Raw genomic sequence first — 24,082 nt, 5'->3', positions numbered from 1 at the left:
GGTGATTGATATGGCAGGAAAGAAGTCCACGTCCAAGGGTGTCGCGCGCAGCGCGATCACGGGACGTTTCGTGACCCCGGCTACGGCCGCACGCAACCCGCGTACGACCGTGACCGAGAAGCCCACCAAGCGCTCTGGTAAGTAACTGGTGGTGAGCAGTAAAGGCGGGGGCCCGATCTAACGGTCGGGCCCTCATTCCTGTTTCAACTCTAGCGCGGCGTTGTCGCGGCGGCTAGATCGCCAGCAGCCCGGTGCCCACGGGGATTTGGCGGGGATTCGATTTAGGGGCGGACCTCCGATGGGTCGTGCTGCCCAATACTCGCAACAGAGGGGATGACGGGAATCGAACCCGCGTAATCAGTTTGGAAGACTGAGGCTCTACCATTGAGCTACATCCCCGCGCCGCCCGGAAGCGGGCACCAGGATATCGTAGTACAGGTTTCGCGGAGCGCTCGACGGGCGCGCCCGAGCATGCGCGCGTACAGTAGACTTGCGCGTGGTCTTTCGCCCCCGACGGGTTTGTTCGCGTCGCGGTAACGGACCGGGCGGGTGAGGTCGTACGAACCCGGGGCGTAGCTCAGCTTGGCTAGAGCGCCCGCTTTGGGAGCGGGAGGTCGCAGGTTCGAATCCTGTCGCCCCGACCAGACCTCAGACCTTGCGAAAGACCATCGTTCAACTACAGGAGAACCCAACAACGTGAAGACCACGGTTGAAAAGCTGAGCCCCACTCGTACGAAGCTCACCATCTCGGTGACGCCCGAGGAGCTGAAGCCGAGCATCACCCACGCCTACGGGCACATCGCCGAGCAGGTGAACATCCCCGGCTTCCGCAAGGGCAAGGTCCCGCCCGCGATCATCGATCAGCGGGTCGGCAAGGCTGCTGTGCTCGAGCACGCGGTCAACGAGGGTCTCGACGGCTTCTACCGCCAGGCCGTCGAGGACAACGACGTGAAGCCGTTGGGCCGCCCGCAGGCGGACATCACCGAGTGGCCGAATGAGAGCGACTTCTCGGGCGACCTGCTGCTGACCATCGAGGTGGATGTGCGCCCCGAGGTCGAGCTGCCGAAGTACGACGACGTGAAGATCACCGTCGACGCGGCCGAGGTCACCGACGCCGACGTCGACGAGGAGCTCGACAGCCTGCGCAGCCGCTTCGGCACGCTGGTGACGGTCGACCGCCCGGCCAAGTCGGGTGACTTCGCCCAGATCGACCTCGTCGCCAAGATCGGCGACGAAGAGGTCGACACCGCCAACAGCATCTCCTACGAGATCGGCTCCGGCGAGCTCATCGAAGGCATCGACGAGGCGCTCGACACGCTGACCGCCGGTGAGACCACCACGTTCTCGGCACCGCTCATGGGCGGCGACCACGAGGGCGAGGCGGCGGAGATCACCGTCACGCTGACCGCCGTCAAGGAGCGCGAGCTTCCGGATGCCGACGACGACTTCGCGCAGATCGCCAGCGAGTTCGACACCATCGGCGAGCTGAAGGACAGCCTGCGCGAGCAGGCCGCCCGCGCCAAGACGTTCGGCCAGGGCACCAGCGCCCGCGACCAGCTGGTCGAGAAGCTGCTGGAGCTCGTGGAGATCCCCGTTCCCGAGCAGCTCGTCGAAGACGAGGTGCACCGTCACCTGGAGCAGGAGAACCGCCTCGAGGACGACGTTCACCGCGCCGAGGTCGCCGAGTCGAGCGAGAAGACCTTCCGCACGCAGATCCTGCTCGACGAGATCGCTCAGGCCGAGAACGTCAAGGTCAGCCAGGATGAGCTCACCCAGTACCTGATCCAGGGTGCGGCGCAGTACGGCATGGACCCGAACGAGTTCGTGAAGATCCTCAGCGAGAACGGCCAGATCCCGTCGATGGTCGGCGAGGTCGCCCGCAACAAGGCGCTCGCGATCGTGCTCGGCAAGGCCACGGTCACCGACTCCAACGGCAACAAGGTCGACCTCTCCGAGTTCACGGCCCTCCCCGACGACGAGGAAGACGGCGAGAACGTCTTCGAAGAGGTCATCGAGACCGCTGAGGCTGCCGAGGCCGAAGAGCCCGCCGCCGACGAGGCCGAGAAGCCGAAGAAGAAGGCTGCCGCCAAGAAGAAGTAGTCCACCGTCGAAAGGCCGGGCGTCGCGCGACACCCGGCCTTTCGCGTACCCGAGGGGAGAACCACGATGGAGTGGCAGCGCAGAGTGGATGCGGTGTGGGCGTCCACGGGGGAGCGGAGCGAGGCCGACGTGGTCGCCGCGATCGACGCGCTCGTCGCGGAACGCCCCGCGGACGACCCGTCGGCCGTCTTCGAGGCGGCGGGCGCACGTGACTTCGCCGGCCGCGAAGCCGAGGCCGAGCCGCTCTATCGCAGGGCGCTCGAGTTGGGCCTGCCCGACCCGTGGCGCGCGCAGGCCGTGATCCAGCTGGCCAGCACCGTTCGCAACCTCGGCCGCGCCGACGAGAGCGTCGAGCTTCTGCAGCGCGAGCTCGCCGAGCATCCGGAGCACGAGCTGGCGGATGCGGCACGCGCATTCCTCGCACTGGCCCTGCACGACGCGCGCCGACCGACCGAAGCCGTGCGCACTGCTCTGATCGCGCTCGCGCCGCACCTCCCTCGGTACCGTCGCCCGATCGCCGCGTACGCGGAGGAGCTCGGAACCAGCTAGCGTTGATACCGACAGTGCCTAGGGTTCCGTTCCCGCGCCGGAGGGTGCGGGAAGCCTGGTCCGAGCGGCACCACGGCGACGCACAGCGCGAAGCCGTCATCTGACAGGACAAAAGCCCGGAGGATCCCGTCGTCGTGCCATCACGGCGATCGAAAGGATCCTGTGTCGCCGCTCGCCCTCCTCCTCGTCGTGATCGCCGCCTTCGCCCACGCGGCCTGGAACCTGGCCTCGAAGCGCGCGAGCGCGAGCGGCCTCCCGTTCATCCTGCTCGGCGCGATCGCCTCGACCGTGCTGTGGCTGCCCATCGCCGGCTTCGACCTGGCGCTCAACGGTGTCGACCTTCGTTGGCTGCTTCTCGGCGCCGGAGTGTCGGCGGTCATCCACGTCGGATACATGTGGGTGCTGCAGCGGGGATACGCGCACGGCGACATCTCCGTCGTCTACCCGATGGCTCGCGGCACCGGACCTCTGCTCTCGGTGGTGTTCGCGATCGTGCTGTTCCACGAGCATCCGTCGGCCCTGGCACTGGCGGGTGCCGCCGTGGTCGTCGCGGGCATCGTCGGCATCGGTCTCTCGACGACCAGGTCGGAGCCCGGGCACCGGATGCTCGGAGCGGGCATCGTCTACGGCCTCCTGACCGGCGTGACGATCGCCGTCTACACCCTGTGGGATGCGTTCACGGTGACCGACCTCGGGGTCTCACCCATCCTGTTCATGGTCGGCTGCAGTTTCGGGGAGGTGGTGCTGCTCGCGCCGATCCTGCTGGCACGCCGCGCCGAGCTGGTGGCGGTGTGGCGCGCCTTCCGGTGGCAGGTCGTCGTCGTCGGAGTGCTGTCGCCGTTGTCGTACGTGCTCGTTCTCACCGCGATCCAGCTCGCGCCGGTGTCGCTCGTCGCACCGGCCCGCGAGTTGAGCGTGGTGCTCGTGAGCCTGGCCGGCTGGCTGATCCTGCGCGAGCCGCGGCCGGCGCAGCGGATGGCGGGAGCCGTCGTCGTTCTCGGCGGGGTGGCCATGCTCGCGCTGAGCTGACGCCACGACGATCTGCCCAGGGCGAACAGGCCGGTAATGGCGTGTTGGCTCCGATAGATTCGATTCCGAAGCGACAAGGAAATGGAGCGACACATGGCCGATATGGGCATGCAACCGAGTGTTTTTGACCGACTGCTGAAGGACCGCATCATCTGGCTGGGCTCCGAGGTGCGGGATGAGAACGCGAACGAGATCGCCGCGAAGCTGCTTCTCCTCGCCGCCGAGGATGCCAAGCGCGACATCTACCTGTACATCAACTCGCCCGGCGGCTCGATCACGGCCGGTATGGCCATCTACGACACGATGCAGTTCGTGCCGAACGACATCGTCACCGTGGGAATCGGAATGGCGGCCTCGATGGGCCAGCTGCTCCTCACCGCGGGCACGAAGGGCAAGCGGTACATCACGCCGAACGCGCGAGTGCTGCTGCACCAGCCGCACGGTGGCTTCGGCGGAACCGCGAGCGACATCCAGACCCAGGCGCAGCTCATCCTCGACATGAAGAAGCGCCTCGCCGAGATCACCGCGGCGCAGACCGGCAAGACCGTCGAGCAGATCAACGCAGACGGTGACCGCGACCGCTGGTTCACCGCGCAGGAGGCCCTCGAGTACGGCTTCGTCGACCACATCCGCGAGACAGCGACCGAGGTCGTCGGCGGCGGCGGAACCGACGTCGCGTCGGACGCCGAGTAGAGGCCTCGGAAGGAATAGGAACAGACATGAACATCCCCAACTTCGGCGGCCAGGCCTTCAACGGCGTGCAAGCCCCCGGCTCGCGATACATCCTGCCGAGCTTCGAGGAGCGCACGGCGTATGGCTACAAGCGCCAGGACCCGTACGCGAAGCTCTTCGAGGACCGCATCATCTTCCTCGGCGTGCAGGTGGACGACGCCTCGGCCGACGACATCATGGCGCAGCTCCTCGTGCTCGAGAGCCAGGACCCCGACCGCGACATCGTCATGTACATCAACTCGCCCGGTGGCTCGTTCACCGCGATGACGGCGATCTACGACACGATGCAGTACATCCGCCCGCACATCCAGACGGTCGTGCTCGGCCAGGCGGCCTCGGCCGCCGCCGTGCTGACCGCCGCGGGCACCCCCGGCAAGCGGCTCGCGCTGCCGAACGCCCGCATCCTCATCCACCAGCCCGCCGTCGGCGAGGCCGGACAGGGGCAGGCGTCCGACATCGAGATCCAGGCCAACGAGATCATGCGGATGCGCACGTGGCTCGAGGAGACGCTCGCGCGTCACTCGAACCGCTCGCAGCAGCAGGTCAACAAGGACATCGACCGCGACAAGATCCTGTCGGCCGACGAAGCACTGGAGTACGGCCTGATCGACCAGGTGCTCACCAGCCGCAAGACCCTGCCCGCGCTCGTCAAGTAGCAGCGCTCGAATGAACGGGGCGATCGCCGAAGGCGATCGCCCCGTTCGTTTTGTGCGGGGATCGCTGACGGCGAACGCGCCGTTTACCATTTGCGGCCGGGGTGCGCACCTTTGTCGCCCGCACAGGTTAGGCTCAACAGAACAGACCCGAGGAGGAGGGTGACGGATGGCTCGCATCGGGGAAAGCGCCGATCTGCTCAAGTGTTCCTTCTGTGGCAAAAGCCAGAAGCAGGTTCAGCAACTCATCGCCGGTCCGGGCGTGTACATCTGCGACGAATGCGTCGAGTTGTGCAATGAGATCATCGAGGAACGCCTGGCGGAAGCGGGCGAGGAGACGTCGAGTGAGTTCGACCTCCCCAAGCCGAAAGAGATCTTCGGCTTTCTCGAGGAGTACGTCATCGGGCAGGAGGCCGCGAAACGTGCACTCGCCGTTGCGGTCTACAACCACTACAAGCGCGTTCGTGCGCGGGCGACGATCACGTCGGCCGACGTCATCGACGACGTCGAGATCGCCAAGAGCAACATCCTGCTGATCGGCCCGACCGGCTGCGGCAAGACCTACCTGGCTCAGACGCTCGCCAAGCGGCTCAACGTGCCCTTCGCCGTCGCGGACGCGACAGCGCTAACCGAGGCCGGCTATGTGGGTGAGGATGTGGAGAACATCCTCCTGAAGCTCATCCAGGCCGCCGACTACGACGTGAAGCGCGCCGAGACCGGCATCATCTACATCGACGAGGTCGACAAGATCGCCCGCAAGGCCGAGAACCCCTCCATCACACGTGACGTGTCCGGTGAAGGTGTTCAGCAGGCGCTGCTGAAGATCCTGGAGGGCACGGTCGCATCTGTGCCGCCGCAGGGCGGGCGCAAGCATCCGCACCAGGAGTTCATCCAGATCGACACGACGAACGTGCTGTTCATCGTGGCGGGCGCGTTCGCCGGACTCGAAGACATCATCTCCCAGCGTGCCGGCAAGAAGGGCATCGGCTTCGGCGCCCCGCTGCACAGCAAGGGCGACGACGTCAACCTGTTCAGCGAGGTGCTCCCCGAAGACCTGCACAAGTTCGGGCTCATCCCCGAGTTCATCGGCCGTCTGCCGGTCGTCACCACGGTGACGCAGCTCGACCAGGAGGCCCTGATGCAGATCCTCACGGTACCGAAGAACGCACTGGTGCGGCAGTATCAGCGCATGTTTGAGCTCGACGGTGTCGAACTCGACTTCGAGCAGCCTGCGCTGGAAGCCATCGCCGACCTCGCCGTGCTGCGCAAGACGGGCGCCCGCGGTCTCCGGGCGATCATGGAAGAGGTTCTCGGGCCGATCATGTTCGAGGTCCCGTCGAGCTCCGAGGTCGCCCGCGTCGTCGTGACGCGTGAGGCGGTTCTCGAGAACGCCGCACCGACGATCGTGCCTCACCGCCCTCGACGCGAAGAGAAGTCGGCGTAGGGCCCGAGAGCCCGTCGTCTGAGCAGCGCTCGGCAGCGATCAGCTGTCGGGCGCTGCTGCCTGTGTGGGAGCCGCCGGCGGCTTCTCCTCCGGCGCCGGCGGTCTGATGAGCATCTGCGGCGCACGCGACACCATCAGCCAGGTCGGCAGGATCGCGAGCACCAGCAACGGGATGACCGCGGTCGAACCGGTGACGGCCGCGGCGATGAACAGCGCGATCCAGCCGTCGCGAGCGACGGCCAGGGTGAGACCGAGCACGCCTGCGCCCACCGCCACGGCGAGCGGTATCGACGGCACGATCGCGTTGGCGAGCACTCCGACGGCCGCCCCGATGAAGACGGCCGGGAAGATGCGCCCGCCGCGGAAGCCGGCCGAAGCGGCGACCACCAGCGCGACCAGTTTCACGCCGACGATTCCGGCGAGCTGCCAGGGGGCGTAGTCGGCACGGGACTCCACAAGCTCACCCATCTGCTCCAGGCCCTTGAACAGCGTGATCGGACCGCCGAGGGCGCCGAGGAGGCCGAGGACGACGCCGCCGAGCGTGATGTAGAGCAGTGGATACTTGAGGCCGTGGAAGACGCGATGAACGATCGGGAAGACGTACACGGCGGCGAGGCCAAGCAGCGTCGCGACGACTCCGATGACGATCGCCGAGACGACGTCGACGGCCCGGGGCGTGTTGTACTCGGGCATCGGGATCGTGAACGACGGATGCGCTAACAGTGTCATCGTCAGAGCGCCGGCTGCCGCCGAGACCAGTGGCAGGAACAGACGGTCCCACAGGGCGCCGCCGGTCTTGAGGGCCGCGACGACGCCGGTGAACACGAGGGCGGCCGCCACCGGCGTGCCGAACAGTGCGCCGATCGTTCCGGCCGCCGTGATCAATACGACCAGGTTGGTGGGCACCGCCGGCCACAGGCGCGCGACGAGCGCGACCAGGAGGCCGGTGTTGATCGCAATGATCGGGTTCTCGGGGCCGAGGCTCACACCGCCGGCCAGCGCGAGTACGGTCACGAGGAGTAACGACGGGATCACGGCGAGCCGCATCGGGGGACCGATGAGCTCCGTGGTCGCCGAGTCGGGTCCGGCATGGCCGGGAATCAGCCACACCGAGAGGCCGATGGCGAAGCCGGTCACGCTCAGCACGCCGAAGATCCACCAGCCCGACGACGGGTCGACGCCGATCGCACCGGGAAGAGCCTTCCAGACACCGTCTTCGAGGAGGCCGGCGAGCTCATCCAGACCCCAGAGCACCAGGGCGGACACCACGCCGACGAGCGCTGCCGGGACCGACAGCCGCACGAGCATCCGGATCGTCGGTGTGCCGGTCTCGTCCGTCGCCGATGTCATCGTGACCTCCCCGCGTTTGGCCTCAGCGTATGGCCAAGCACGGGGAGGGGTCCAGCGTGGGAATCAGCCGTCGAGGCCGCGACGCTTGAGCAGTGGCTCGATCACCGCATCCCGGCCGCGGAAATCGCGGTAGGCCTCCAGGGGGTCCTTGGACCCGCCGACGCCGAGCAGACGTTGCCGGAAGCGGTCGCCGTTCTCACGGAGCAGACCGCCGTTCTCCTTGAACCACTCGACCGTGTCGGCATCGAGCACCTCGCTCCAGATGTAGGAGTAGTAGCCCGCGTCGTACCCTCCCGAGAAAGTGTGTGCGAAGTAGGTGCTGGCGTAACGCGTCGGCACGGCGGGGTTGTCGAGTCCGACGGCGGCGAGGGCTTTCGCCTCGAAGTCGGCGACGTCGGTGACGGTGTCGTCGGCGGTGATGGCGTGCCAGGCCTGGTCGAGCATCGCGGCAGCCAGGTACTCGCTCGTGAGGAAGCCCTCGTTGAACGCTTCGGAGGCGTGGAGCTTGTCGACGAGCTGCTGAGGCATCCGTTCGCCGGTCTCGTGGTGAACGGCGTAGTTCTCGAGGATCTCCGGCCAGAGCATCCACATCTCGTTGACCTGGCTGGGGAACTCGACGAAGTCGCGATAGACGTTGGTGCCGGCGAACTTCGGGTACGTGACCCGGGCGAACAGGCCGTGCAGCGCGTGCCCGAACTCGTGGAAGAGGGTGTTCGTCTCGTCGTAGCTCAGGAGCGTCGGGTCACCGGCCGCCGGCTTGGGAACGTTGAGGTTGTTGACCACGACGGTCGGGTTGTCCAGCAGCTCCGACTGTGAGATGAGCGGGTTCATCCATGCCCCGCCGCGCTTCGAATCGCGCGTGTAGAGGTCGAGGATGTAGAGCCCGAGGGGGGAGCCGTCTTCGTTCCTCACTTCGAAGACGCGCGCGTCGGGGTGGTAGGCCTCCAGCTCCGGATGCTCGGTGAACGTGATCCCGTAGAGGCGGGTAGCGGCATAGAACACGCCGTCGTGGAGCACCCTCTCGGCCTCGAAGTACGGACGCATCGCTGCGACGTCGACGTCGTACGTCGCCTGCCGGACCTTCTCGGTGTAGTACGACCAGTCCCAGCTCGCCAGCTCGACTGTCTCGCCGGCCTCCTTCTGCAGCTCCGCCTGCTCGCTGCGGGCGTTGCGTGCGGCGGCGGGAGCGAGACGACCGAGCATGTCGGCCACAGCCTGCGGGGTCTTCGCCGTCTGATCGGCTGTCACGTAGGCCGCGTGCGAGTCGAAGCCCAGCAGGCGCGCCCGCTCCGCGCGCAGTCGCGTGATGTCGAGCACCAGCTTGCGGTTGTCGTGGTCGCCGCCGTGGATGCCGCGGGACCGTGAGGCCGTCATGATGCGCTCGCGAACATCCCGGTTCTTCAGGCTGGCGAGATACGGGTGCCCGGTCGGCAGCACGAGGGTGATGACGAATTTGCCGTCGAGCCCGCGCTCCTTGGCGGCCTCTGCCGCGGCGGAGATCTCACCGTCGCCGAGACCGTCGAGCTCGGAGCGGTCGTCGAAGACGACGGCCAGGTCGTTCGTGTCGGCGAGCAGATTCTTCTCGAAGCGGGTGGTCAGCGTGGAGAGCTGCTTGTTGTAGTCCTTGAGCTTCTCCTTCTGCTCGTCGCTGAGGCCGGCGCCGGCGAACGTGAACTCGTCGTAGTAGCGCTCGACCAGGTAGCGGGACTCCGCATCGAGGCCGAGGGTGTCGAGCTGGTCGTGGAGGGCTTTGAGGCGTCCGTAGAGCTGCGGGTCGAGCCGGATCGCGTCGGAGTGGGCGGCGAGCAGCGGCGCGATCTCTTCCTCGAGTTCGTTGGTGAAGTCGCTGCTGTCGGAGGAGCTCTTGTTGAAGAACACCTCGGCGACGCGCTGGAGCGTCTGGCCGGAGGTCTCCAGGGGGATCATCGTGTTCTCGAAAGTGGGCGCATCGGTCGTCGCGGTGATGGCGCGGATCTCGGCGAGCTGCTCCTCGAACCCGCGGTCGAAGGCGGGCCGGTAGTGCTCGTCGCGGATGTCGCCGAACGGCGGCAACTGGTAGGGGAGAGTGCTCGGTTCGAAGAACGGATTGGAGGTGTCTGCCATGGCTCCAGCCTAGGACCAGGCGATGGGGTCGCAAAGAACTCTATGCAAACACACTGTTGCAAAGAATGAGTTGCAAAAGAATGCTTGCAAAGATCTCTTTGCACACGTAGAATCGCCGTATGGCAACCGATGAGAAGCCCCCGGCCCGCTCGCACTCCTTCGACGACGCGCTCGGCATGGAGGCGCTGCGCGCTCTGGCGCACCCACTGCGGGTGCAGATCATGAACGAGCTCTCCGACTTCGGCCCGCTCACCGCGAGTGGCCTCGCCGAGCGGCTGGGGGAGTCGAGCGGATCGACCAGCTACCACCTGCGACAGCTCGCCAAGCACGAGATCATCGTCGAAGTCGAGGGCAAAGGTTCCGGTCGCGAGCGCTGGTGGAAGATGGCTCCCGGCGGGATCACCATCGGTTCGCCTGAGACGCTGGAGACGCCGGCCGGCCGCGAAGCGACCGAGCTGATCTCGCGGGAGTGGCAGCAGAACAACGAGCGCCGCCTCGTTGCGTACCTCCGCTATGGACTCGATGTGTACGGCCCCGAGTGGAGCCAGGCGGCCACCCTGTCGACCTCTCACCTGCAGCTCACGATGGAACAGCTCGCCGAATTCGGCCGTGAGTACTACGCGATGCAGGACGCGCTGAAAGCCAAGTGGAAGGCTGAGGGCACCTTCGCCTCGGATGACGCCGGCACCCAGGTCGAGCTCGAAGACGCTCAGGATGCCGACCGCCTCCGTGTTCAGATCCAGTTCAACGCCTTCCCGCTCGTGAACGGCGACGGGCGATGACGACGACCGCGGCCCCGCGCATCCGTCGCACGCCGCTCAGCGGGGGATTCAACAGGCTGTGGGTCGCTGCGCTCACCAGCAATCTCGCCGACGGGATCGGTCGCACGGCCGTTCCGCTGATCGCAACGACGCTCACCCGCGACCCGGCTCTGATCGCCGGGCTCACCGCGGTGACTTTCCTGCCCTGGCTGCTCTTCGGCATCCCGGCCGGGATGCTGCTCGACCGCGTCGACCGGCGCATCGCGATGGCCGTGGCCAACAGCCTCCGGTTCGCCGTGGCCGCACTGCTCGCCCTGCTGATCACCTCGGGATCGCTCACGATCTGGTGGCTCTACTTGTGCGTTCTGCTCTTCGGTCTCGGTGAGACCGTCTTCGACAACGCCACGACCACGGTCGTGCCCAGCCTCGTGAAGCGCGATCAGCTCGATCGCGCGAACGGCCGCATGCAGTCGGCAGAGATCGTCGTTCAGAACTTCATCGCGACCCCGGTCGCCGGCTTCCTCTTCGCGGCGGCGATCGTGCTGCCGGTGTGGTTGACCGGCAGCGGCTTCCTGATCGCCGGCCTGCTGGCTTTGACGATCCCGGCCGCCGCGGCGCGAGGGCTCAAGGCCGGGGCGTCTCCGGATGCGGCCGGGCACGAGGCTCCGCGGCCGACGCTCGGCCACGTGGTCGCCTTCCTCGTGCACCACCGCTTTCTGCGCTCCATGATCATCCTGACCTCGATCACGGCCTCGGCCCTTGCATTCGCCCAGGGCAGCGTGGTGCTCCTGCTGTTGCAGACCTTCTCGGTGCCGACCGCCCTCATCGGTGTGGTCACGGCCGGCGTCGGACTCGGTGCCCTCGTCGGCGCCCTGATCTCGAGCAGGCTCGTCGAACGGTTCGGGCGCGGCCCGATCATGTTCTGCTCGATGCTGGTCGGCGGTATCGGCCTCCTCGGCGTGGGTATCACCGGCAACGTCGTGTTCGCGATCGCTGCTTACGCGGTCGGAGCGTTCGGCGTCGCTGTGTGGAACGTGCCCTGGGGTGCGCTCCGGCAGGCCATCGTACCCTCGGACATGCTGGGCCGTGCGATGGGGATCGTGCGGACCATCGGCTGGGGGCTCACGCCCATCGCAACCGTGCTCGGCGGGTTCGTCGCCCGCATCGACCTCAGACTGCCCTTCGTCATCGGCGGCGGCGTCGTAGTGGTTCTCACCCTCGTCGCCGTTCGTCTCCTGCTCTCGGCCGGCTCGCAGGAGCCCGCCCCCGAAACACTCCCGGAAGGAACCGGATCATGACTGCACTCAGCTTCGACACCCGTGGCGGATTCGTCGACAGGGCCGCCGTCGGCATCGGACGCGCGCTCACAGCCTGGGGAACCCGCCATGCGGCGCTCCGGCCGGCGCCGAGTTACTCGTCCCAGGCCGCACGGTTCGATCGCTCGCGCGACGAGGCGTCTCGGCTGCTGCCGCAGCTTCCGCGGTAGCCGCGGCTCAGGTGTCGAGGTCGAACTCGTCCGGCTCCTGGGCGACCGGCTGCGTGATGGTCGCGGAGTCTTCGGACGCGTTGTACCGGATGGTTGTGCCGTCGTCGAGCTCGACGACCGGCTTGCCCTCCAGCCAGGTGAGCGTCCACCGCCAGGTGGTGGTGTCCACATCCGTGGCCACCAGCTCCTCCTCGACGGTCTGCACCGCGTAGCCGACGACCTCCGGAAGGGTGGCGGGCGACTCGGCCCCGACGGCCCAGCGTGTTCCGAGCTGCATCAGGCCTCCGCCCTCGGCAGATCGATCTCGTACGTCACCCAGGACGTGCGCTCGGCGACGGAGTCGTAGACGCTCTTGGCCAGGTCGTTGTCATGGGCCGTGATCCACTGCACCACGCCCAGACCCTGATCCACCGCGCGCAGTCGTGCTGCATCGATGAGAGCGTGCCCGACACCTTTGCCGCGCGCGTCCTCGATCACGTAGAGGTCGTCGATGAAGAGTCCCCGATCGCCTTCGAGGGGTCGAGCGAACTCACGCATGTGCGCCAGCCCGACGATGCGATCACCGTCGACCGCGACGAGGCCGTCCTCTTCGTGGCTCGGCGCTGTCAGCCATGACCACAAGACCAGGGCCTTCTGGTCGGTGAGTGTGGTGTCGTAGAACTCCGCGTACTTCTCGTAGAGATCGAGCCAGGCGAAGAAATCGCCATCCTCGACCGGTCGAACCTCAATCGACATGGTGCCTCCGTTCGCCATTCCCGCCCAGGCTGAGGGTTGCTGCTGTCACGACCATACCGCGCGCTTCCCCGAGGGTCGATGCTGCCCGAGGGATCGTGACGGAGTCAGCTCGTCATGGCACGAGGTCGTAGGTGACCCACTTGGTCTTCTCGGCGACCTGGTCGTAGACGCGGCGCGCGGTCTCGTTGTCCTTGGCCGTTATCCAGCGGACGACCGAGTAGCCCTGCTCGCGAGCGCGTTCTCGAAGAGCCTCGAGCATGGCCGTGCCCGCGCCCTCGCCGCGCGCATCCGGAACCACGAACAGGTCGTCGAGGTAGAGACCGCGGCTGCCGTCGAGCGGCCGGGCGAACTCGCGCACGTGGGCCAGCCCGATCGGCTCGCCCTCGTCGTTGAGGACGAAGTAGGCCTCGAGCTCGTGGTTCCTGTCTGTGATCCAGCTCCAGACGAGGAGTGCCTTCTCGTCGGTCAGCGGCGTGTCGTAGAAGTCACCGTAGCCCGTGTAGAGATCGAGCCAGGTGAAGAACTCATTGTCCTCAACCCGTCTGACCGTTCCGCTCATCGTTCCTCCTCTATGGGGGCCTGGGCAAGCAGAATATCGGTGACAGTGAGCTCTTCCGCGGATTCGAACCGCAGGTCTTCGATTCTGCCGACGGACTTGAGGTCGCGGGCAGCGAGCTCGATGGCCTCGACGGCATCCGCCGGACCGGCGATGACCGCGTAGTCGACAAGCGCTTTCTGCGACGCCTTGGCCGCCGTCTTGGCGCCGCGGATGCTGGTGAGTGCCTTGCCGACGACCCCGAGGACCCGGGTGCGGTCCTCCCACCCGGCCGTGAGCTTCTCGGCCTCCGGCCACGTGGCGACGTGCACAGAACCCTCGTTGAACCACGACCAGGAATCCTCGGTCGCGAACGGCACCACCGGCGCGAAGAGGCGCAGCAGGGTCGAGAGAGCGACGCGGAGTGCGACGACCGCGGAGGTCTGCTCGGGCGAGCGTTCGCTGTACGCACGCTCCTTCACGAGTTCGAGGTAGTCGTCGCAGAACGTCCAGAAGAAGGTCTCCGTCAGTTCGAGTGCCCTGGCGTGGTCGTAGCCCTCCAGGGCGGATGTCGCCTCTTCGACGACGTGGGCGAGGTTCTGCAGCATGCTCTGGTCGAGCGCGTCGGTCACGAGAGCGAGATCGTCGGTCTCCGGCGCATCGAAGCCGAGGATGAACTTGGCCGCGTTCAGGATCTTGATGGCCAGACGGCGGCCGATCTTGATCTGCGTCGGATTCTGCGGATCGAACGCCGCGTCGGTGCCGAGGCGGGACGACGCCGCCCAGTAGCGCACCGCATCCGACCCGTGCTTCTCCAGGATGTCGGCAGGAGTGACCACATTGCCCTTGGACTTGGACATCTTCTTGCGGTCGGGGTCGACGATGAAGCCGGAGAGCGCCGCATGCGCCCACGGTGCCTCGCCGTGCTCGAGCTGCGACCGGAGCATGGTCGAGAAGAGCCAGGTGCGGATGATGTCCTGGCCCTGGGGGCGCAGGTCGAAGGGGAAGACGGCGTCGAACAGCTCGTCGTCGCGCTTCCAGCCGCCGGCGAGCTGTGGGGTGAGGGAGGAGGTCATCCAGGTGTCCATCACGTCGAGCTCGCCCACGAAGCCGTTCGGCTGGTTGCGGGCCGACTCGTCGAAGCCGGGTGCTGCATCCGACGACGGATCGACCGGAAGCTGGTCGACGCCGGGCAGGATCGGTTCGTCGAAGCGCGGGTTGCCGTCGGCGTCGAGCGGGTACCAGATGGGGATGGGAACCCCGAAGAACCGCTGGCGGGAGATCAGCCAGTCGCCGGTGAGCCCGTTGACCCAGTTCTCGTAGCGCACGCGCATGAAATCGGGGTGCCAGTCGAGCTGCCGGCCGAGCTCGATGAGCCGGTCGCGCAGCGCCTCGTCGCGGGCGCCGTTCTTGACGTACCACTGCCGGGTGGAGACGATCTCGAGCGGCTTGTCGCCCTTCTCGAAGAACTTGACGGGGTGCTGGATGGGCTTCGGGTCGCCGATGAGGTCGCCGGACTCGCGCAGCTGCTCGACGACGGCCTGCTTGGCGGAGAACACGGTCTTTCCCGCGAGCTCGGCGTATGCGGCCCTGCCGGCCTCCGACTCGATTGCGAGCGGTGCGTCACTGACGAGTCGTCCGTCGAAACCGATGATGGCGCGGTTCGGCAGGTCGAGTTCGCGCCACCACACGATGTCGGTGATGTCGCCGAAGGTGCAGACCATGGCGATGCCCGTCCCCTTGTCGGGCTGCGCGAGGGGGTGCGCGAGCACAGGGACCTCGACGCCGAACAGCGGAGTCGTCACGGTCTTGCCGAAGTACGGCTTGTAGCGCTCGTCATCCGGATGCGCGACGAGCGCCACACAGGCCGGGAGCAGCTCCGGGCGGGTCGTCTCGATGTAGATCGGACCGTGCTCGCCGTGGAAGGTCACACGGTGGTACGCGCTCGGCTGTTCGCGGTCCTCGAGCTCGGCCTGGGCGACAGCGGTGCGGAAGGTGACGTCCCACAGGGTCGGCGCCATGGCCTGGTAGGCCTCGCCGCGCTTGATGTTGTTGAGGAACGCGAGCTGCGAGGTGTGCAGCGACTCGTGGCCGATCGTGCGGTAGGTCTGGCTCCAGTCGACCGAGAGGCCGAGCGTGCGCCAGAGTTCCTCGAACTGCTTCTCGTCTTCGACGGTGAGGCGCTCGCACAGCTCGATGAAGTTGCGGCGTGAGATCGGCTTCTGGTCGGCGGCCTTGGAGCTCTTGTTGTCCCCGCCCTCGAACGGCGGCACGAAGCCGGCTTCGTACGGGAGGGTCGGGTCGCAGCGCACGCCGTAGTAGTTCTGAACGCGGCGTTCGGTGGGGAGGCCGTTGTCGTCCCAGCCCATCGGGTAGAAGACGTGCTGGCCGCGCATCCGGTGATAGCGGGCGATCACGTCGGTGTGCGTGTAGCTGAACACGTGACCGATGTGCAGTGACCCGCTCGCCGTCGGCGGGGGTGTGTCGATCGAGTAGATGCACTCGCGGTCGGCCGCGAGCGCGCCGGCGCGGTCGAACAGGAACGTCCCCTCGGCCTGCCAGTGGTCGCCCCACTTGGTCTCCAGGCCTTCAAGGGCGGGCTTGTCGGGCAGGGGCTGGGCGGCGCTCATGGTTCTCCGAATCGGTATGTGCGGCACCGTGTCGGTGAAGAGGTGCCTGAATGTGTGATGCATCCAGGCTACCGGAGCCCAGCCCCCGCCGGACTATGCGGCCGTCTCGACCTCGTCGATGATCGGCTTGCGCCTGGCAGCGGCCAGAGCGGAGACCAGCGTGATGATGCTCATCAGTGCGAGGACGATTCCCGGGTGCCACCAGACGTTGCCGGTCGCCTGACCGAGAATGAGGGTGACCGCGGGCACGAAGGCGGTGAGCAGGGCGGCGATGCTGTAGGCGACCGACAGGCCGCTGTATCGCACGTCGCTCGGGAACAGGTCGCTCATCAATCCGCCGAGGCCCGCCCACGACAGGGTGGGCAGGATGCCGCCGATGATCATGCTGCCGACCAGGATCGGGAAGGTCGCGAACTGCAGCAGGAAGTACATCGGGAACGCGATGACGAGCGTGCCGATTGCGCCGATTGCGACGACCCTGGCAGAGCCGATCTTCGTCGCCCAGACGCCGAACAGCGGGATCGTGATGAGCTGGAGCAGCCCGCCGATAGTGGTGGCGACCAGCAGATCAGTGAAGCTGAAGCCGAGCTGCGCTGTTCCGTAATCGACCATGTAGGTGTTCATGAGCGAGTACGAGCCGATGCCGAGGACGGCCGCACCGATTGCGATGAAGAAGCCGGTCGGCGCCTTGCGGAAGACCTCGAGCACCGGGAACCGGTCGCGCTTCCCGGTCGCGAGCAGCTGCTTGAAGACCGGGGTCTCGTCGATCGACCAGCGGAGGTAGAGCGAGACGAGCAGCAGCGGGATGGCGGTCAGGAACGGGATGCGCCAGCCCCACGCGGCGATCTGATCCGCCGGAATCGCGAAGGAGATCACGATGAAGACGACGGCGCTCAGGATGCTGCCGACCGGCGATCCGAGCTGGGGGAGCGCCGCGTAGAACCCGCGGCGCTTCGGGTTGGCGTACTCGGTGGCGAGCAGGATCGCGCCGCCCCATTCGCCGCCGAGCGACAGTCCCTGGATCAGCCGGAGCAGAACGAGCATGATCGCGCCGAACCAGCCGGCCTGGGCGTACGTGGGGAGCACACCGACCAGGCCGGTCCCGATCCCCATCATCAGGATCGTGATGAGCAGCGTCGGCCGACGCCCGATCCGGTCGCCGAGGTGACCGAAGACGATCGCGCCGATCGGGCGGATGACGAATCCGGCCGCGATGGTGAGGAAGCCGGCGAGCACTCCGCCGAAGGTGCCGAGCGGCTCGAAGAAGAGCGGACCGACGAAGAAGGCGCTGAAATAGGCGAAGAGATAGAAGTCGTACGATTCGAGCGACGTGCCTACGAACGAGGCAATGGTCACCCGCCGGGCCGTTCCCGGCGTGATGCCGGGGCGGTCGGTGGGGCTGTACGCGATGGTGTCTGTGGAACTCACGACGGTCCTTGTCATTCGGTGCTCGGAATGGATCGATAATTAGATCGAGTCCAATAATAGGCACGAGGGAGAACGCATGACACGACCGCCGCATTCCGGGTCGGGTCGACCTCGGCTGTCTTCGCGGGAAACACTGGGCGAGGCCGCCGCCGAACTCTTCCTCGAGCAGACCTATGCGGGCACCACGATCGAAGAGATCGCCCAGCGTGCCGGCGTCAGCCGCGCGACTTTCTTCAACTACTTCGGCGCCAAGAGCGATCTGCTCTGGGTCGAGGTCGACGAGAGTCTCGTCGGGTTCGCCGACCTCCTGACAGCGATTCCGGATGCATGCCCGCCGATGGAGGCAGTGCAGAACGCCGTGCTCGCCCTCGCCGACCAGTTCGGCCCCGCCCGGTTGCCGCTCGCGGTCACCCAGTACGAGCTGATGGGCACGAACGGCGAACTCGAATCGTCGGCCCTTCCGCGGTTTCTCACCCTGGTCCGGCTCCTGAGCGACGACGTCGCGCGACGGATCGCGCAGGATGCGGGCTCGCTGCTCCCGCGCAGCATCGCGACGTCGGTGATCGGTGCCGCCGTCGCCGCGGCCGCTGTCTGGGCGCGTTCGGGCGTGCGCCGGGGCCCCCTGCGGCCGGTCGTCGAGGCTGCGATCGCACCGGTTTGCGCGGGCTATCAGGAGGCTCTCGATGAACGTCCCGCGACCAGGTAGAATCGAGAGCACAGACATCGACCCGGCCATCACCGGCGAGTCTTCGGAAGAACGGCCGGCGCTCGCACCGGCCCACTAGAACCGAACGGGGCTGGCCCGTCACAGCCAATGAAACAGCGGTCGCATCCCACGAGAGAGTGGATGCGGCAAGCGGGGTGGTACCGCGGCAAGCGCGTCGAGCGCCTGGCGTCCTCGTGCAGATGATCGACCTGCCAGGAGTGAGATGCCGTACCCCCAGTCACCGGATGCGCAGTCAGCGGACGACCGGTCGGGCGTGAGCCCGAGCCCGAGTTTTCCCGAGATCGAGACCGAGGTGCTCGACTTCTGGAAGGAAGACGGCACGTTCCGAGCCTCCATCGAGAACCGCGCCGACGCACCCGAGTGGGTGTTCTACGACGGGCCGCCCTTCGCGAACGGCCTTCCGCACTACGGGCACCTCCTCACCGGCTACGCCAAAGACGTGTTCCCGCGGTTCCAGACCATGCGCGGCAAGAAGGTGGAGCGCCGCTTCGGCTGGGACACCCACGGGCTGCCCGCCGAGCTCGAGGCCGAGCGGCAGCTCGGCATCACCGACAAGAGCCAGATCGAAGAGATGGGCATCGCGGCCTTCAACACGGCTGCGCGGGATGCGGTGCTGCACTACACGCGCGAGTGGCGCGAGTACGTCACACGCCAGGCCCGGTGGGTCGACTTCGACAACGACTACAAGACCCTCGACGTCACCTACATGGAGTCGGTGATCTGGGCGTTCAAGCAGTTGCACGAGAAGGGCCTCGCGTACGAGGGTTATCGCGTGCTGCCGTACTGCTGGCGCGATCAGACCCCCCTGTCGAACCACGAGCTGCGGATGGACGACGACGTCTACAAGATGCGTCAGGACCAGACCGTCACGGTCACCTTCCCACTCACGGGCGCGAAGGCGGAGGCGCTGGGGCTCACCGCCGTGCGCGCGCTGGCGTGGACGACGACCCCGTGGACCCTTCCCACCAACCTCGCGCTCGTGGTCGGCCCCGACATCGAGTACGCCGTGGTTCCGGCCGGTCCGAACGGCGGAGCCGACGGCCACGGGAGCCCGGAGCACGCCGACCTGGGCGCCGAGTACCTCCTCGCGGTCGAGTTGGTCGGCAACTACGCCAAAGACCTCGGATACGAGTCCGCGGCCGACGCCCTGGCCGCCGTCAGCCGTCGCATCCGGGGGTCGGAGCTCGAGGATGTGACCTACGACCGCCTGTGGGATTACTACGCCGACGCCGAGACCTACGGCACGCAGAGCGCGTGGCGCATCCTCGTCGACGACTACGTCACGACCGAAGACGGCACCGGTATCGTGCACACGGCCCCCGCGTACGGCGAGGACGACCAGCGTGTCGCCGAGGCAGCCGGCATCCCGGTGATCATCTCCGTCGACGACGGCGCGCGATTCCTCCCAGTGGTCGAAGACGTAGCCGGGCTGCAGGTCTTCGAAGCCAACAAGCCGCTCACCAAGCTTCTCCGTGAGGGCGGCCGACTGCTGCGCCAGGCGAGCTACGAGCACTCGTATCCGCACTGCTGGCGCTGCCGCAACCCGCTCATCTACAAGGCCGTCTCCAGCTGGTTCGTTCGGGTCACGGACTTCCGCGATCGCATGGTCGAGCTCAACCAGGAGATCACCTGGGTTCCCGAGAACGTCAAAGACGGCCAGTTCGGCAAATGGCTGAGCAACGCCCGCGACTGGTCGATCTCGCGCAACCGCTACTTCGGTTCGCCGATCCCGGTGTGGAAGAGCGACGACCCCGAGTACCCGCGCATCGACGTCTACGGCTCGCTCGCCGACCTCGAAGCGGACTTCGGCCGTCTGCCGCTGAACGCGGAGGGGGCACCGGATCTGCACCGCCCGTACATCGACGATCTCACCCGCCCGAACCCCGACGACCCGACGGGACGCTCGACCATGCGGCGCATCCCGGATGTGCTCGACGTCTGGTTCGACTCGGGCTCGATGCCGTTCGCTCAGGTGCACTACCCGTTCGAGAACCGGGACTGGTTCGACACGCACAACCCGTCGGACTTCATCGTCGAGTACATCGGCCAGACGCGCGGCTGGTTCTACATGCTGCACGTGCTGTCGACGGCTCTGTTCGACCGTCCCGCGTTCAAGAACGTGATCAGTCATGGCATCGTGCTCGGCAGCGACGGGCAGAAGATGTCGAAGTCGCTGCGCAACTATCCGGATGTCAACGAGGTCTTCGACCGCGACGGCTCGGATGCGATGCGCTGGTTCCTGATGTCGAGTCCGGTGCTGCGCGGCGGCAACCTGATCGTCACGGAGGAGGGCATCCGCGAAGGCGTGCGCCAGGTGCTCCTGCCGTTGTGGAGCACGTGGTACTTCTTCTCGCTGTACGCCAATGCGTCCGGCTACGAGGCCGAGTGGCGCACCGACTCGACGGATGTGCTCGACCGCTATCTGCTGGCGAAGACGCGCGATCTGATCGAGGATGTCACTGCCGACCTGGAGGCGCTCGACAGTACCCTCGCCGCAGCCAAGCTCCGCGACTTCGCGGATGTGCTCACCAACTGGTACGTGCGCCGGTCCCGCGACCGGTTCTGGGAGGGCGTCGGAGACGACGGCTCCAACAAGGAGGCATTCGACACCCTCTACACGGTGCTCGAGACGGTGACCCGCGTAGCGGCGCCGCTGCTGCCGCTGGTCGCCGAACGGATCTGGCAGGGCCTCACGGGCGGGCGCAGCGTGCACCTGACCGACTGGCCGGATGCCGCCGACTTCCCCGCGGATCTGCCGCTGATCGACGCAATGGACCGCATCCGCTCGACCGGTTCGACCGTGCTGTCGCTGCGCAAGCAGGCCGGACTCCGGGTGCGACTCCCGCTGGCCGGGCTGACCGTGGTCGCGCACAACGCAGCGGCGCTCGCGCCGTTCGAGGGCATCCTGCGAGACGAGCTCAACGTGAAGACGGTCGAGCTGGTCGAGGTGCAGGATTCGAGTGCGGGCGAGTACGGCATCACGAGCAAGCTCACCGTCAACGCCCGCGCTGCGGGACCGCGGCTCGGCAAGGATGTGCAGAAGGTCATCCAGGCTGCGCGCGCCGGTGACTGGACCGAGATCGACGGCGTCGTGACGGCCGGTGGCGTCGAGCTGGCCGAGGGCGAGTACGACCTGGTGCTGGAGACCGCCCGGGCCGACGGCGAGTCGACGCTGGCGCTCGCACTGCTGCCGGGTGGCGGGTTCGTGCTGCTCGACACCGAGACCACACCGGAGCTGGAGGCGGAGGGCCTGGCGCGCGACGTCATCCGCTCGGTGCAGGACACCCGCAAGGCGGCCGGACTCGACGTGAGCGACCGCATCCGCCTCGACCTGGTGTTCTTCGACGACCGGGATGCGGAAGCGATCGATCTCGTGAACGAGGTCGACATCGCCGCCGAAACCCTCGCGCCGGTGACCACGGTCTACTCGCCCGCACGCTCGGCGACGTTCGATCGCGCGGGCGGTCCGCTCGTCTCGGAGTGGCTCGCATCCGTCGTCGAGCACGACGCCGCCTTCTATCAGGACTACCCGGCCGGGCACTTCTCGAACACCGGCCGCTTCATCGCGGCGGTCACCCGCCTGAACGGGAGTATCGATGTCTGACGAAGACTTCAGGGAAGCGGCGGAAGCGGTCTACCAGACCCTCGTCTCGCGAGTCGGCGAGGGCGCACCGCAGCCGCGGCTCGGCGCCACACGGCGCGCCGTCGAGCTGTTGGGCGATCCCCAGCGGGCCTACCCGATCATCCACATCACGGGCACCAACGGCAAGACGAGCACGAGCCGCATCGCCGAGAGCATCCTGCGGGCGTACGGCCTGCGCACCGGGCTGCTGACGAGCCCGCACCTCGTGCGCTTCAACGAGCGCATCGTCATCGACGGCGAGCCCATCAGCGATGAGAACCTCGTGCGCAACTGGGAGGACGTCGAGCCGTACTTGGCGATCGTCGACGGTGAGCTCGTGGAAGCAGGGGAAGCCCCGCTCACGTTCTTCGAGGCGTTGACCGCGCTCGCGTTCGCGAGTTTCGCCGACGCTCCCGTCGACGTCGCCGTGATCGAGGTCGGAATGGGCGGCGAGTGGGACTCGACGAATGTCGCCGACGGTCAGGTCGCGGTCTTCACCCCGATCTCCCTCGACCACACCAAGGCGCTCGGAGACACGGTCGCCGCGATCGCGCGAACGAAATCGGGCATCATCAAGCCGGCCGCGGACGTCGTCACCTCCGTGCAGCCGGCTGATGCCCTCGCCGAACTCGTCAAGGCTGCGGAACTGACCGAGTCCACGTTCGCCGCCCAGCCGGAGGCCTTCGACGTGGCGAAGACCTCCGTCGCCGTCGGAGGTCAGCTGGTGACCATCCGGGGACGTGCGGCGACGTACGACGAACTGTTCCTGCCGCTCTACGGCGACCACCAGGCGCAGAACGCGGCCGTCGCGGTGGCTGCGGTCGAGACCTTCCTGGGTCGGGGAACTCAGCCGCTCAACGGCGAACTCCTCGAGGAGGGGTTCGCCACGGCGACGTCGCCGGGCCGACTTCAGCTCATCGGCATCGAGCCGAGCGTGCTCGTCGACGCCGCCCACAATCCGGCCGGCGCTCAGACGCTCGCCGCCGCCCTGCGCAGCTACTTCGGATTCGAGGAGATCGTCTTCGTGTTCGGGACCCTCGTCGACAAAGATGCAGCCGGCATCCTCGAGGCGCTCGCCCCGATCGCCGCGCGCTTCCACGTGACCCGTTCGCGCTCGGACCGTGCGATGGACGAGGAGGCGCTCGGCGACCTTGTGCTCGCCACCACCGGCAGTGAGAGCACTTTCGTGTTCGCCGATGCCCGGGATGCGCTCGAAGCGGCACGCGAGTGGGCCCGCGAGGGCTCCAGCCGCGCCGTCGTCGTGACGGGATCGATCACGCTCGTCGGCGAGGCGATGGCCATCGCCGAGGAGCAGGACTGGAAGAGCCCGGAATGAGCGACGAGACCACCGAGCCGAAAGAGCCGGGAGAGCCGACAGGGCCGGCCAAGCCCGCGAAGCCTCGCCGGGCCCGCTCGGTCACGGAGATGCTCGGGTCGATCGTGCTCGGCTTCGAACTCGTCGTGGTGTTCCTCGGGGCGCTCGTGCTCTTCGGGTTGCACGCTCTGCCGGCCGCCGTCGCACTGGGCGGGGGAGCGGCGCTCATCGTTCTGATGATCGTCGCCGTCGGACTTCTGCGCTCCCCGGTCGGAGTCTGGCTCGGTTGGCTCTGCCAGCTCATCGTGGTGGCCGCCGGCTTTCTGGTGCCCGCCTTCTTCATCGTCGGGGCGATCTTCACGGCCATGTGGGCTTACTGCATGATCATGGGCGCCCGACTCGACCGAAACAATCAGGCCGCGCGCGCGGCCGAAACCGGAACGGAGAATCCATGACAACCGCCGTCGAAGAAACCCTCGTCCTCGTCAAGCCCGACGGAGTCGCCCGCAACCTCACCGGCGAGATCCTCCGCCGGATCGAGGCCAAGGGGTATTCGCTCGTCGACCTCAGGATGCTGCAGGCCGACCGCGACCTGCTCGCCGCGCACTACGAGGAGCACGTGGGCAAGCCCTTCTACGAGCCGCTCGTCGAATTCATGGAGAGCGGACCCATCGTCGCGATCCGTGTCGCAGGCAACCGGGTGATCGAGGGCTTCCGCTCGCTGGCGGGCACGACGGACCCGACCACCGCGGCCCCGGGCACGATCCGCGGCGACCTCGCCCGCGACTGGGGCCTCAAGGTGCAGCAGAATCTCGTGCACGGCTCCGACTCGCCCGAGTCGGCCGCTCGTGAGCTCGCTCTCTGGTTCTAGCCACAAACGATG

The 24,082-nt window shown here is 67.1% G+C and carries 22 protein-coding genes and 2 tRNA genes; 16 read left to right on the top strand and 8 right to left on the bottom strand.

Annotation, left to right across the window (positions count from 1 at the left end; translation table 11 throughout):
• The first annotated feature begins 10 nt into the window (after positions 1–10).
• Positions 11–145, top strand: coding sequence for a hypothetical protein (locus ACFVV0_RS14605; RefSeq protein ID WP_387064420.1), 135 nt, complete (start codon positions 11–13; stop codon positions 143–145).
• A 183-nt stretch (positions 146–328) separates the two neighbouring features.
• Here the strand turns inward: ACFVV0_RS14605 and ACFVV0_RS14600 are convergent.
• Positions 329–399: transfer RNA gene (locus ACFVV0_RS14600), tRNA-Gly, on the bottom strand.
• Positions 400–566: 167 nt separating this feature from the next.
• Between ACFVV0_RS14600 and ACFVV0_RS14595 the strand changes: the two genes are divergently transcribed.
• From ACFVV0_RS14595 to clpX, 7 genes are all read left to right on the top strand, one after another.
• Positions 567–644: transfer RNA gene (locus ACFVV0_RS14595), tRNA-Pro, on the top strand.
• Positions 645–696: 52 nt separating this feature from the next.
• Positions 697–2,100, top strand: a complete 1,404-nt coding sequence (gene tig, locus ACFVV0_RS14590) for a trigger factor (protein ID WP_387064417.1) — start codon at positions 697–699, stop codon at positions 2,098–2,100.
• 66 nt (positions 2,101–2,166) lie between these two features.
• The gene (locus ACFVV0_RS14585; protein ID WP_387064414.1) at positions 2,167–2,649 is read left to right on the top strand and encodes a tetratricopeptide repeat protein; all 483 of its coding nucleotides are present in this window, start codon (positions 2,167–2,169) and stop codon (positions 2,647–2,649) included.
• A 162-nt stretch (positions 2,650–2,811) separates the two neighbouring features.
• Positions 2,812–3,678, top strand: a complete 867-nt coding sequence (locus ACFVV0_RS14580; RefSeq protein WP_387064411.1) for an EamA family transporter — start codon at positions 2,812–2,814, stop codon at positions 3,676–3,678.
• 93 nt (positions 3,679–3,771) lie between these two features.
• Positions 3,772–4,371, top strand: a complete 600-nt coding sequence (locus tag ACFVV0_RS14575) for an ATP-dependent Clp protease proteolytic subunit (RefSeq protein ID WP_387064408.1) — start codon at positions 3,772–3,774, stop codon at positions 4,369–4,371.
• Between the two features lie 26 nt (positions 4,372–4,397).
• Entirely contained in the window at positions 4,398–5,066 is a 669-nt protein-coding gene (locus tag ACFVV0_RS14570) for an ATP-dependent Clp protease proteolytic subunit (protein ID WP_387064405.1), read from the top strand.
• Between the two features lie 166 nt (positions 5,067–5,232).
• Positions 5,233–6,507 carry an ATP-dependent Clp protease ATP-binding subunit ClpX gene (gene clpX / locus ACFVV0_RS14565; RefSeq protein WP_387064402.1) on the top strand — a complete coding sequence of 425 codons (1,275 nt, stop codon included), beginning with the start codon at positions 5,233–5,235 and terminating at the stop codon, positions 6,505–6,507.
• Positions 6,508–6,546: 39 nt separating this feature from the next.
• On the opposite strand, the gene ACFVV0_RS14560 is transcribed toward clpX, so the two are convergent.
• Together ACFVV0_RS14560 and ACFVV0_RS14555 are read right to left on the bottom strand one after the other, a co-directional pair.
• A complete protein-coding gene (locus ACFVV0_RS14560; protein WP_387064399.1) occupies positions 6,547–7,857 on the bottom strand; it encodes an ion channel protein in 1,311 nt (436 codons plus the stop codon).
• Between the two features lie 63 nt (positions 7,858–7,920).
• Positions 7,921–9,960, bottom strand: coding sequence for a M3 family metallopeptidase (locus ACFVV0_RS14555; RefSeq protein WP_387064397.1), 2,040 nt, complete (start codon positions 9,958–9,960; stop codon positions 7,921–7,923).
• Positions 9,961–10,079: 119 nt separating this feature from the next.
• Here ACFVV0_RS14555 and ACFVV0_RS14550 point away from each other — a divergent pair, with 119 nt between their 5' ends.
• From ACFVV0_RS14550 to ACFVV0_RS14540, 3 genes are read left to right on the top strand one after another with little or no spacing between them, the layout of a single operon-like run.
• On the top strand, positions 10,080–10,742 hold the full coding sequence (locus ACFVV0_RS14550) for an ArsR/SmtB family transcription factor (RefSeq protein WP_387064394.1): 663 nt from the start codon (positions 10,080–10,082) through the stop codon (positions 10,740–10,742).
• Positions 10,739–12,019, top strand: coding sequence for an MFS transporter (locus ACFVV0_RS14545; RefSeq protein ID WP_387064391.1), 1,281 nt, complete (start codon positions 10,739–10,741; stop codon positions 12,017–12,019). The genes ACFVV0_RS14550 and ACFVV0_RS14545 overlap by 4 nt, the downstream gene beginning before the upstream one ends.
• Complete coding sequence (locus tag ACFVV0_RS14540; RefSeq protein ID WP_387064388.1) at positions 12,016–12,207, top strand: hypothetical protein; 192 nt, start codon at positions 12,016–12,018, stop codon at positions 12,205–12,207. The genes ACFVV0_RS14545 and ACFVV0_RS14540 overlap by 4 nt, the downstream gene beginning before the upstream one ends.
• A gap of 7 nt (positions 12,208–12,214) precedes the next feature.
• On the opposite strand, the gene ACFVV0_RS14535 is transcribed toward ACFVV0_RS14540, so the two are convergent.
• The 5 genes from ACFVV0_RS14535 to ACFVV0_RS14515 all read right to left on the bottom strand — a co-directional run bounded on the left by ACFVV0_RS14535 (position 12,215) and on the right by ACFVV0_RS14515 (position 17,535).
• Positions 12,215–12,484 (bottom strand): hypothetical protein, encoded by a 270-nt coding sequence (locus ACFVV0_RS14535; RefSeq protein ID WP_387064385.1) that lies wholly within the window; start codon positions 12,482–12,484, stop codon positions 12,215–12,217.
• Positions 12,484–12,942: a GNAT family N-acetyltransferase gene (locus ACFVV0_RS14530; RefSeq protein ID WP_387064382.1), complete on the bottom strand. Its 459-nt coding sequence runs from the start codon at positions 12,940–12,942 to the stop codon at positions 12,484–12,486. The genes ACFVV0_RS14535 and ACFVV0_RS14530 overlap by 1 nt, the downstream gene beginning before the upstream one ends.
• A gap of 112 nt (positions 12,943–13,054) precedes the next feature.
• Positions 13,055–13,501, bottom strand: coding sequence for a GNAT family N-acetyltransferase (locus tag ACFVV0_RS14525; protein WP_387064379.1), 447 nt, complete (start codon positions 13,499–13,501; stop codon positions 13,055–13,057).
• Positions 13,498–16,107 carry a valine--tRNA ligase gene (valS, locus tag ACFVV0_RS14520; RefSeq protein WP_387064376.1) on the bottom strand — a complete coding sequence of 870 codons (2,610 nt, stop codon included), beginning with the start codon at positions 16,105–16,107 and terminating at the stop codon, positions 13,498–13,500. The genes ACFVV0_RS14525 and valS overlap by 4 nt, the downstream gene beginning before the upstream one ends.
• Positions 16,108–16,200: 93 nt before the next feature.
• A complete protein-coding gene (locus tag ACFVV0_RS14515; RefSeq protein ID WP_387064373.1) occupies positions 16,201–17,535 on the bottom strand; it encodes an MFS transporter in 1,335 nt (444 codons plus the stop codon).
• Between the two features lie 76 nt (positions 17,536–17,611).
• Here ACFVV0_RS14515 and ACFVV0_RS14510 point away from each other — a divergent pair, with 76 nt between their 5' ends.
• From ACFVV0_RS14510 to ndk, 5 genes are all read left to right on the top strand, one after another.
• The gene (locus ACFVV0_RS14510) at positions 17,612–18,241 is read left to right on the top strand and encodes a TetR/AcrR family transcriptional regulator (RefSeq protein ID WP_387064370.1); all 630 of its coding nucleotides are present in this window, start codon (positions 17,612–17,614) and stop codon (positions 18,239–18,241) included.
• Positions 18,242–18,464: 223 nt separating this feature from the next.
• On the top strand, positions 18,465–21,866 hold the full coding sequence (gene ileS / locus ACFVV0_RS14505) for an isoleucine--tRNA ligase (RefSeq protein WP_387064367.1): 3,402 nt from the start codon (positions 18,465–18,467) through the stop codon (positions 21,864–21,866).
• On the top strand, positions 21,859–23,220 hold the full coding sequence (locus ACFVV0_RS14500; RefSeq protein WP_387064363.1) for a bifunctional folylpolyglutamate synthase/dihydrofolate synthase: 1,362 nt from the start codon (positions 21,859–21,861) through the stop codon (positions 23,218–23,220). Before ileS ends, ACFVV0_RS14500 begins: the two co-directional genes overlap by 8 nt.
• Positions 23,217–23,654, top strand: a complete 438-nt coding sequence (locus tag ACFVV0_RS14495) for a DUF4233 domain-containing protein (RefSeq protein ID WP_387064360.1) — start codon at positions 23,217–23,219, stop codon at positions 23,652–23,654. Before ACFVV0_RS14500 ends, ACFVV0_RS14495 begins: the two co-directional genes overlap by 4 nt.
• Positions 23,651–24,070 carry a nucleoside-diphosphate kinase gene (ndk, locus tag ACFVV0_RS14490; protein WP_387064357.1) on the top strand — a complete coding sequence of 140 codons (420 nt, stop codon included), beginning with the start codon at positions 23,651–23,653 and terminating at the stop codon, positions 24,068–24,070. Before ACFVV0_RS14495 ends, ndk begins: the two co-directional genes overlap by 4 nt.
• Positions 24,071–24,082: the final 12 nt, after the last annotated feature.

Source organism: Leifsonia sp. NPDC058230 (assembly GCF_042882245.1).
In the GTDB taxonomy this organism is placed as follows: Bacteria; Actinomycetota; Actinomycetes; order Actinomycetales; family Microbacteriaceae; genus Leifsonia.
Note: the sequence above shows the minus strand (reverse complement) of the source record. Positions and strands in the feature narration are given on the sequence as shown.

Coding starts and splice junctions, on each gene's coding strand:
- ACFVV0_RS14605 (WP_387064420.1), top strand. CDS start 11: ATGGCAGGAAAGAAGTCCACGTCCAAGGGTGTCGCGCGCAGCGCGATC.
- ACFVV0_RS14585 (WP_387064414.1), top strand. CDS start 2,167: ATGGAGTGGCAGCGCAGAGTGGATGCGGTGTGGGCGTCCACGGGGGAG.
- ACFVV0_RS14575 (WP_387064408.1), top strand. CDS start 3,772: ATGGCCGATATGGGCATGCAACCGAGTGTTTTTGACCGACTGCTGAAG.
- ACFVV0_RS14570 (WP_387064405.1), top strand. CDS start 4,398: ATGAACATCCCCAACTTCGGCGGCCAGGCCTTCAACGGCGTGCAAGCC.
- clpX (WP_387064402.1), top strand. CDS start 5,233: ATGGCTCGCATCGGGGAAAGCGCCGATCTGCTCAAGTGTTCCTTCTGT.
- ACFVV0_RS14560 (WP_387064399.1), bottom strand. CDS start 7,857: ATGACATCGGCGACGGACGAGACCGGCACACCGACGATCCGGATGCTC.
- ACFVV0_RS14555 (WP_387064397.1), bottom strand. CDS start 9,960: ATGGCAGACACCTCCAATCCGTTCTTCGAACCGAGCACTCTCCCCTAC.
- ACFVV0_RS14550 (WP_387064394.1), top strand. CDS start 10,080: ATGGCAACCGATGAGAAGCCCCCGGCCCGCTCGCACTCCTTCGACGAC.
- ACFVV0_RS14545 (WP_387064391.1), top strand. CDS start 10,739: ATGACGACGACCGCGGCCCCGCGCATCCGTCGCACGCCGCTCAGCGGG.
- ACFVV0_RS14540 (WP_387064388.1), top strand. CDS start 12,016: ATGACTGCACTCAGCTTCGACACCCGTGGCGGATTCGTCGACAGGGCC.
- ACFVV0_RS14535 (WP_387064385.1), bottom strand. CDS start 12,484: ATGCAGCTCGGAACACGCTGGGCCGTCGGGGCCGAGTCGCCCGCCACC.
- ACFVV0_RS14530 (WP_387064382.1), bottom strand. CDS start 12,942: ATGTCGATTGAGGTTCGACCGGTCGAGGATGGCGATTTCTTCGCCTGG.
- ACFVV0_RS14525 (WP_387064379.1), bottom strand. CDS start 13,501: ATGAGCGGAACGGTCAGACGGGTTGAGGACAATGAGTTCTTCACCTGG.
- valS (WP_387064376.1), bottom strand. CDS start 16,107: ATGAGCGCCGCCCAGCCCCTGCCCGACAAGCCCGCCCTTGAAGGCCTG.
- ACFVV0_RS14510 (WP_387064370.1), top strand. CDS start 17,612: ATGACACGACCGCCGCATTCCGGGTCGGGTCGACCTCGGCTGTCTTCG.
- ileS (WP_387064367.1), top strand. CDS start 18,465: ATGCCGTACCCCCAGTCACCGGATGCGCAGTCAGCGGACGACCGGTCG.
- ACFVV0_RS14500 (WP_387064363.1), top strand. CDS start 21,859: ATGTCTGACGAAGACTTCAGGGAAGCGGCGGAAGCGGTCTACCAGACC.
- ACFVV0_RS14495 (WP_387064360.1), top strand. CDS start 23,217: ATGAGCGACGAGACCACCGAGCCGAAAGAGCCGGGAGAGCCGACAGGG.
- ndk (WP_387064357.1), top strand. CDS start 23,651: ATGACAACCGCCGTCGAAGAAACCCTCGTCCTCGTCAAGCCCGACGGA.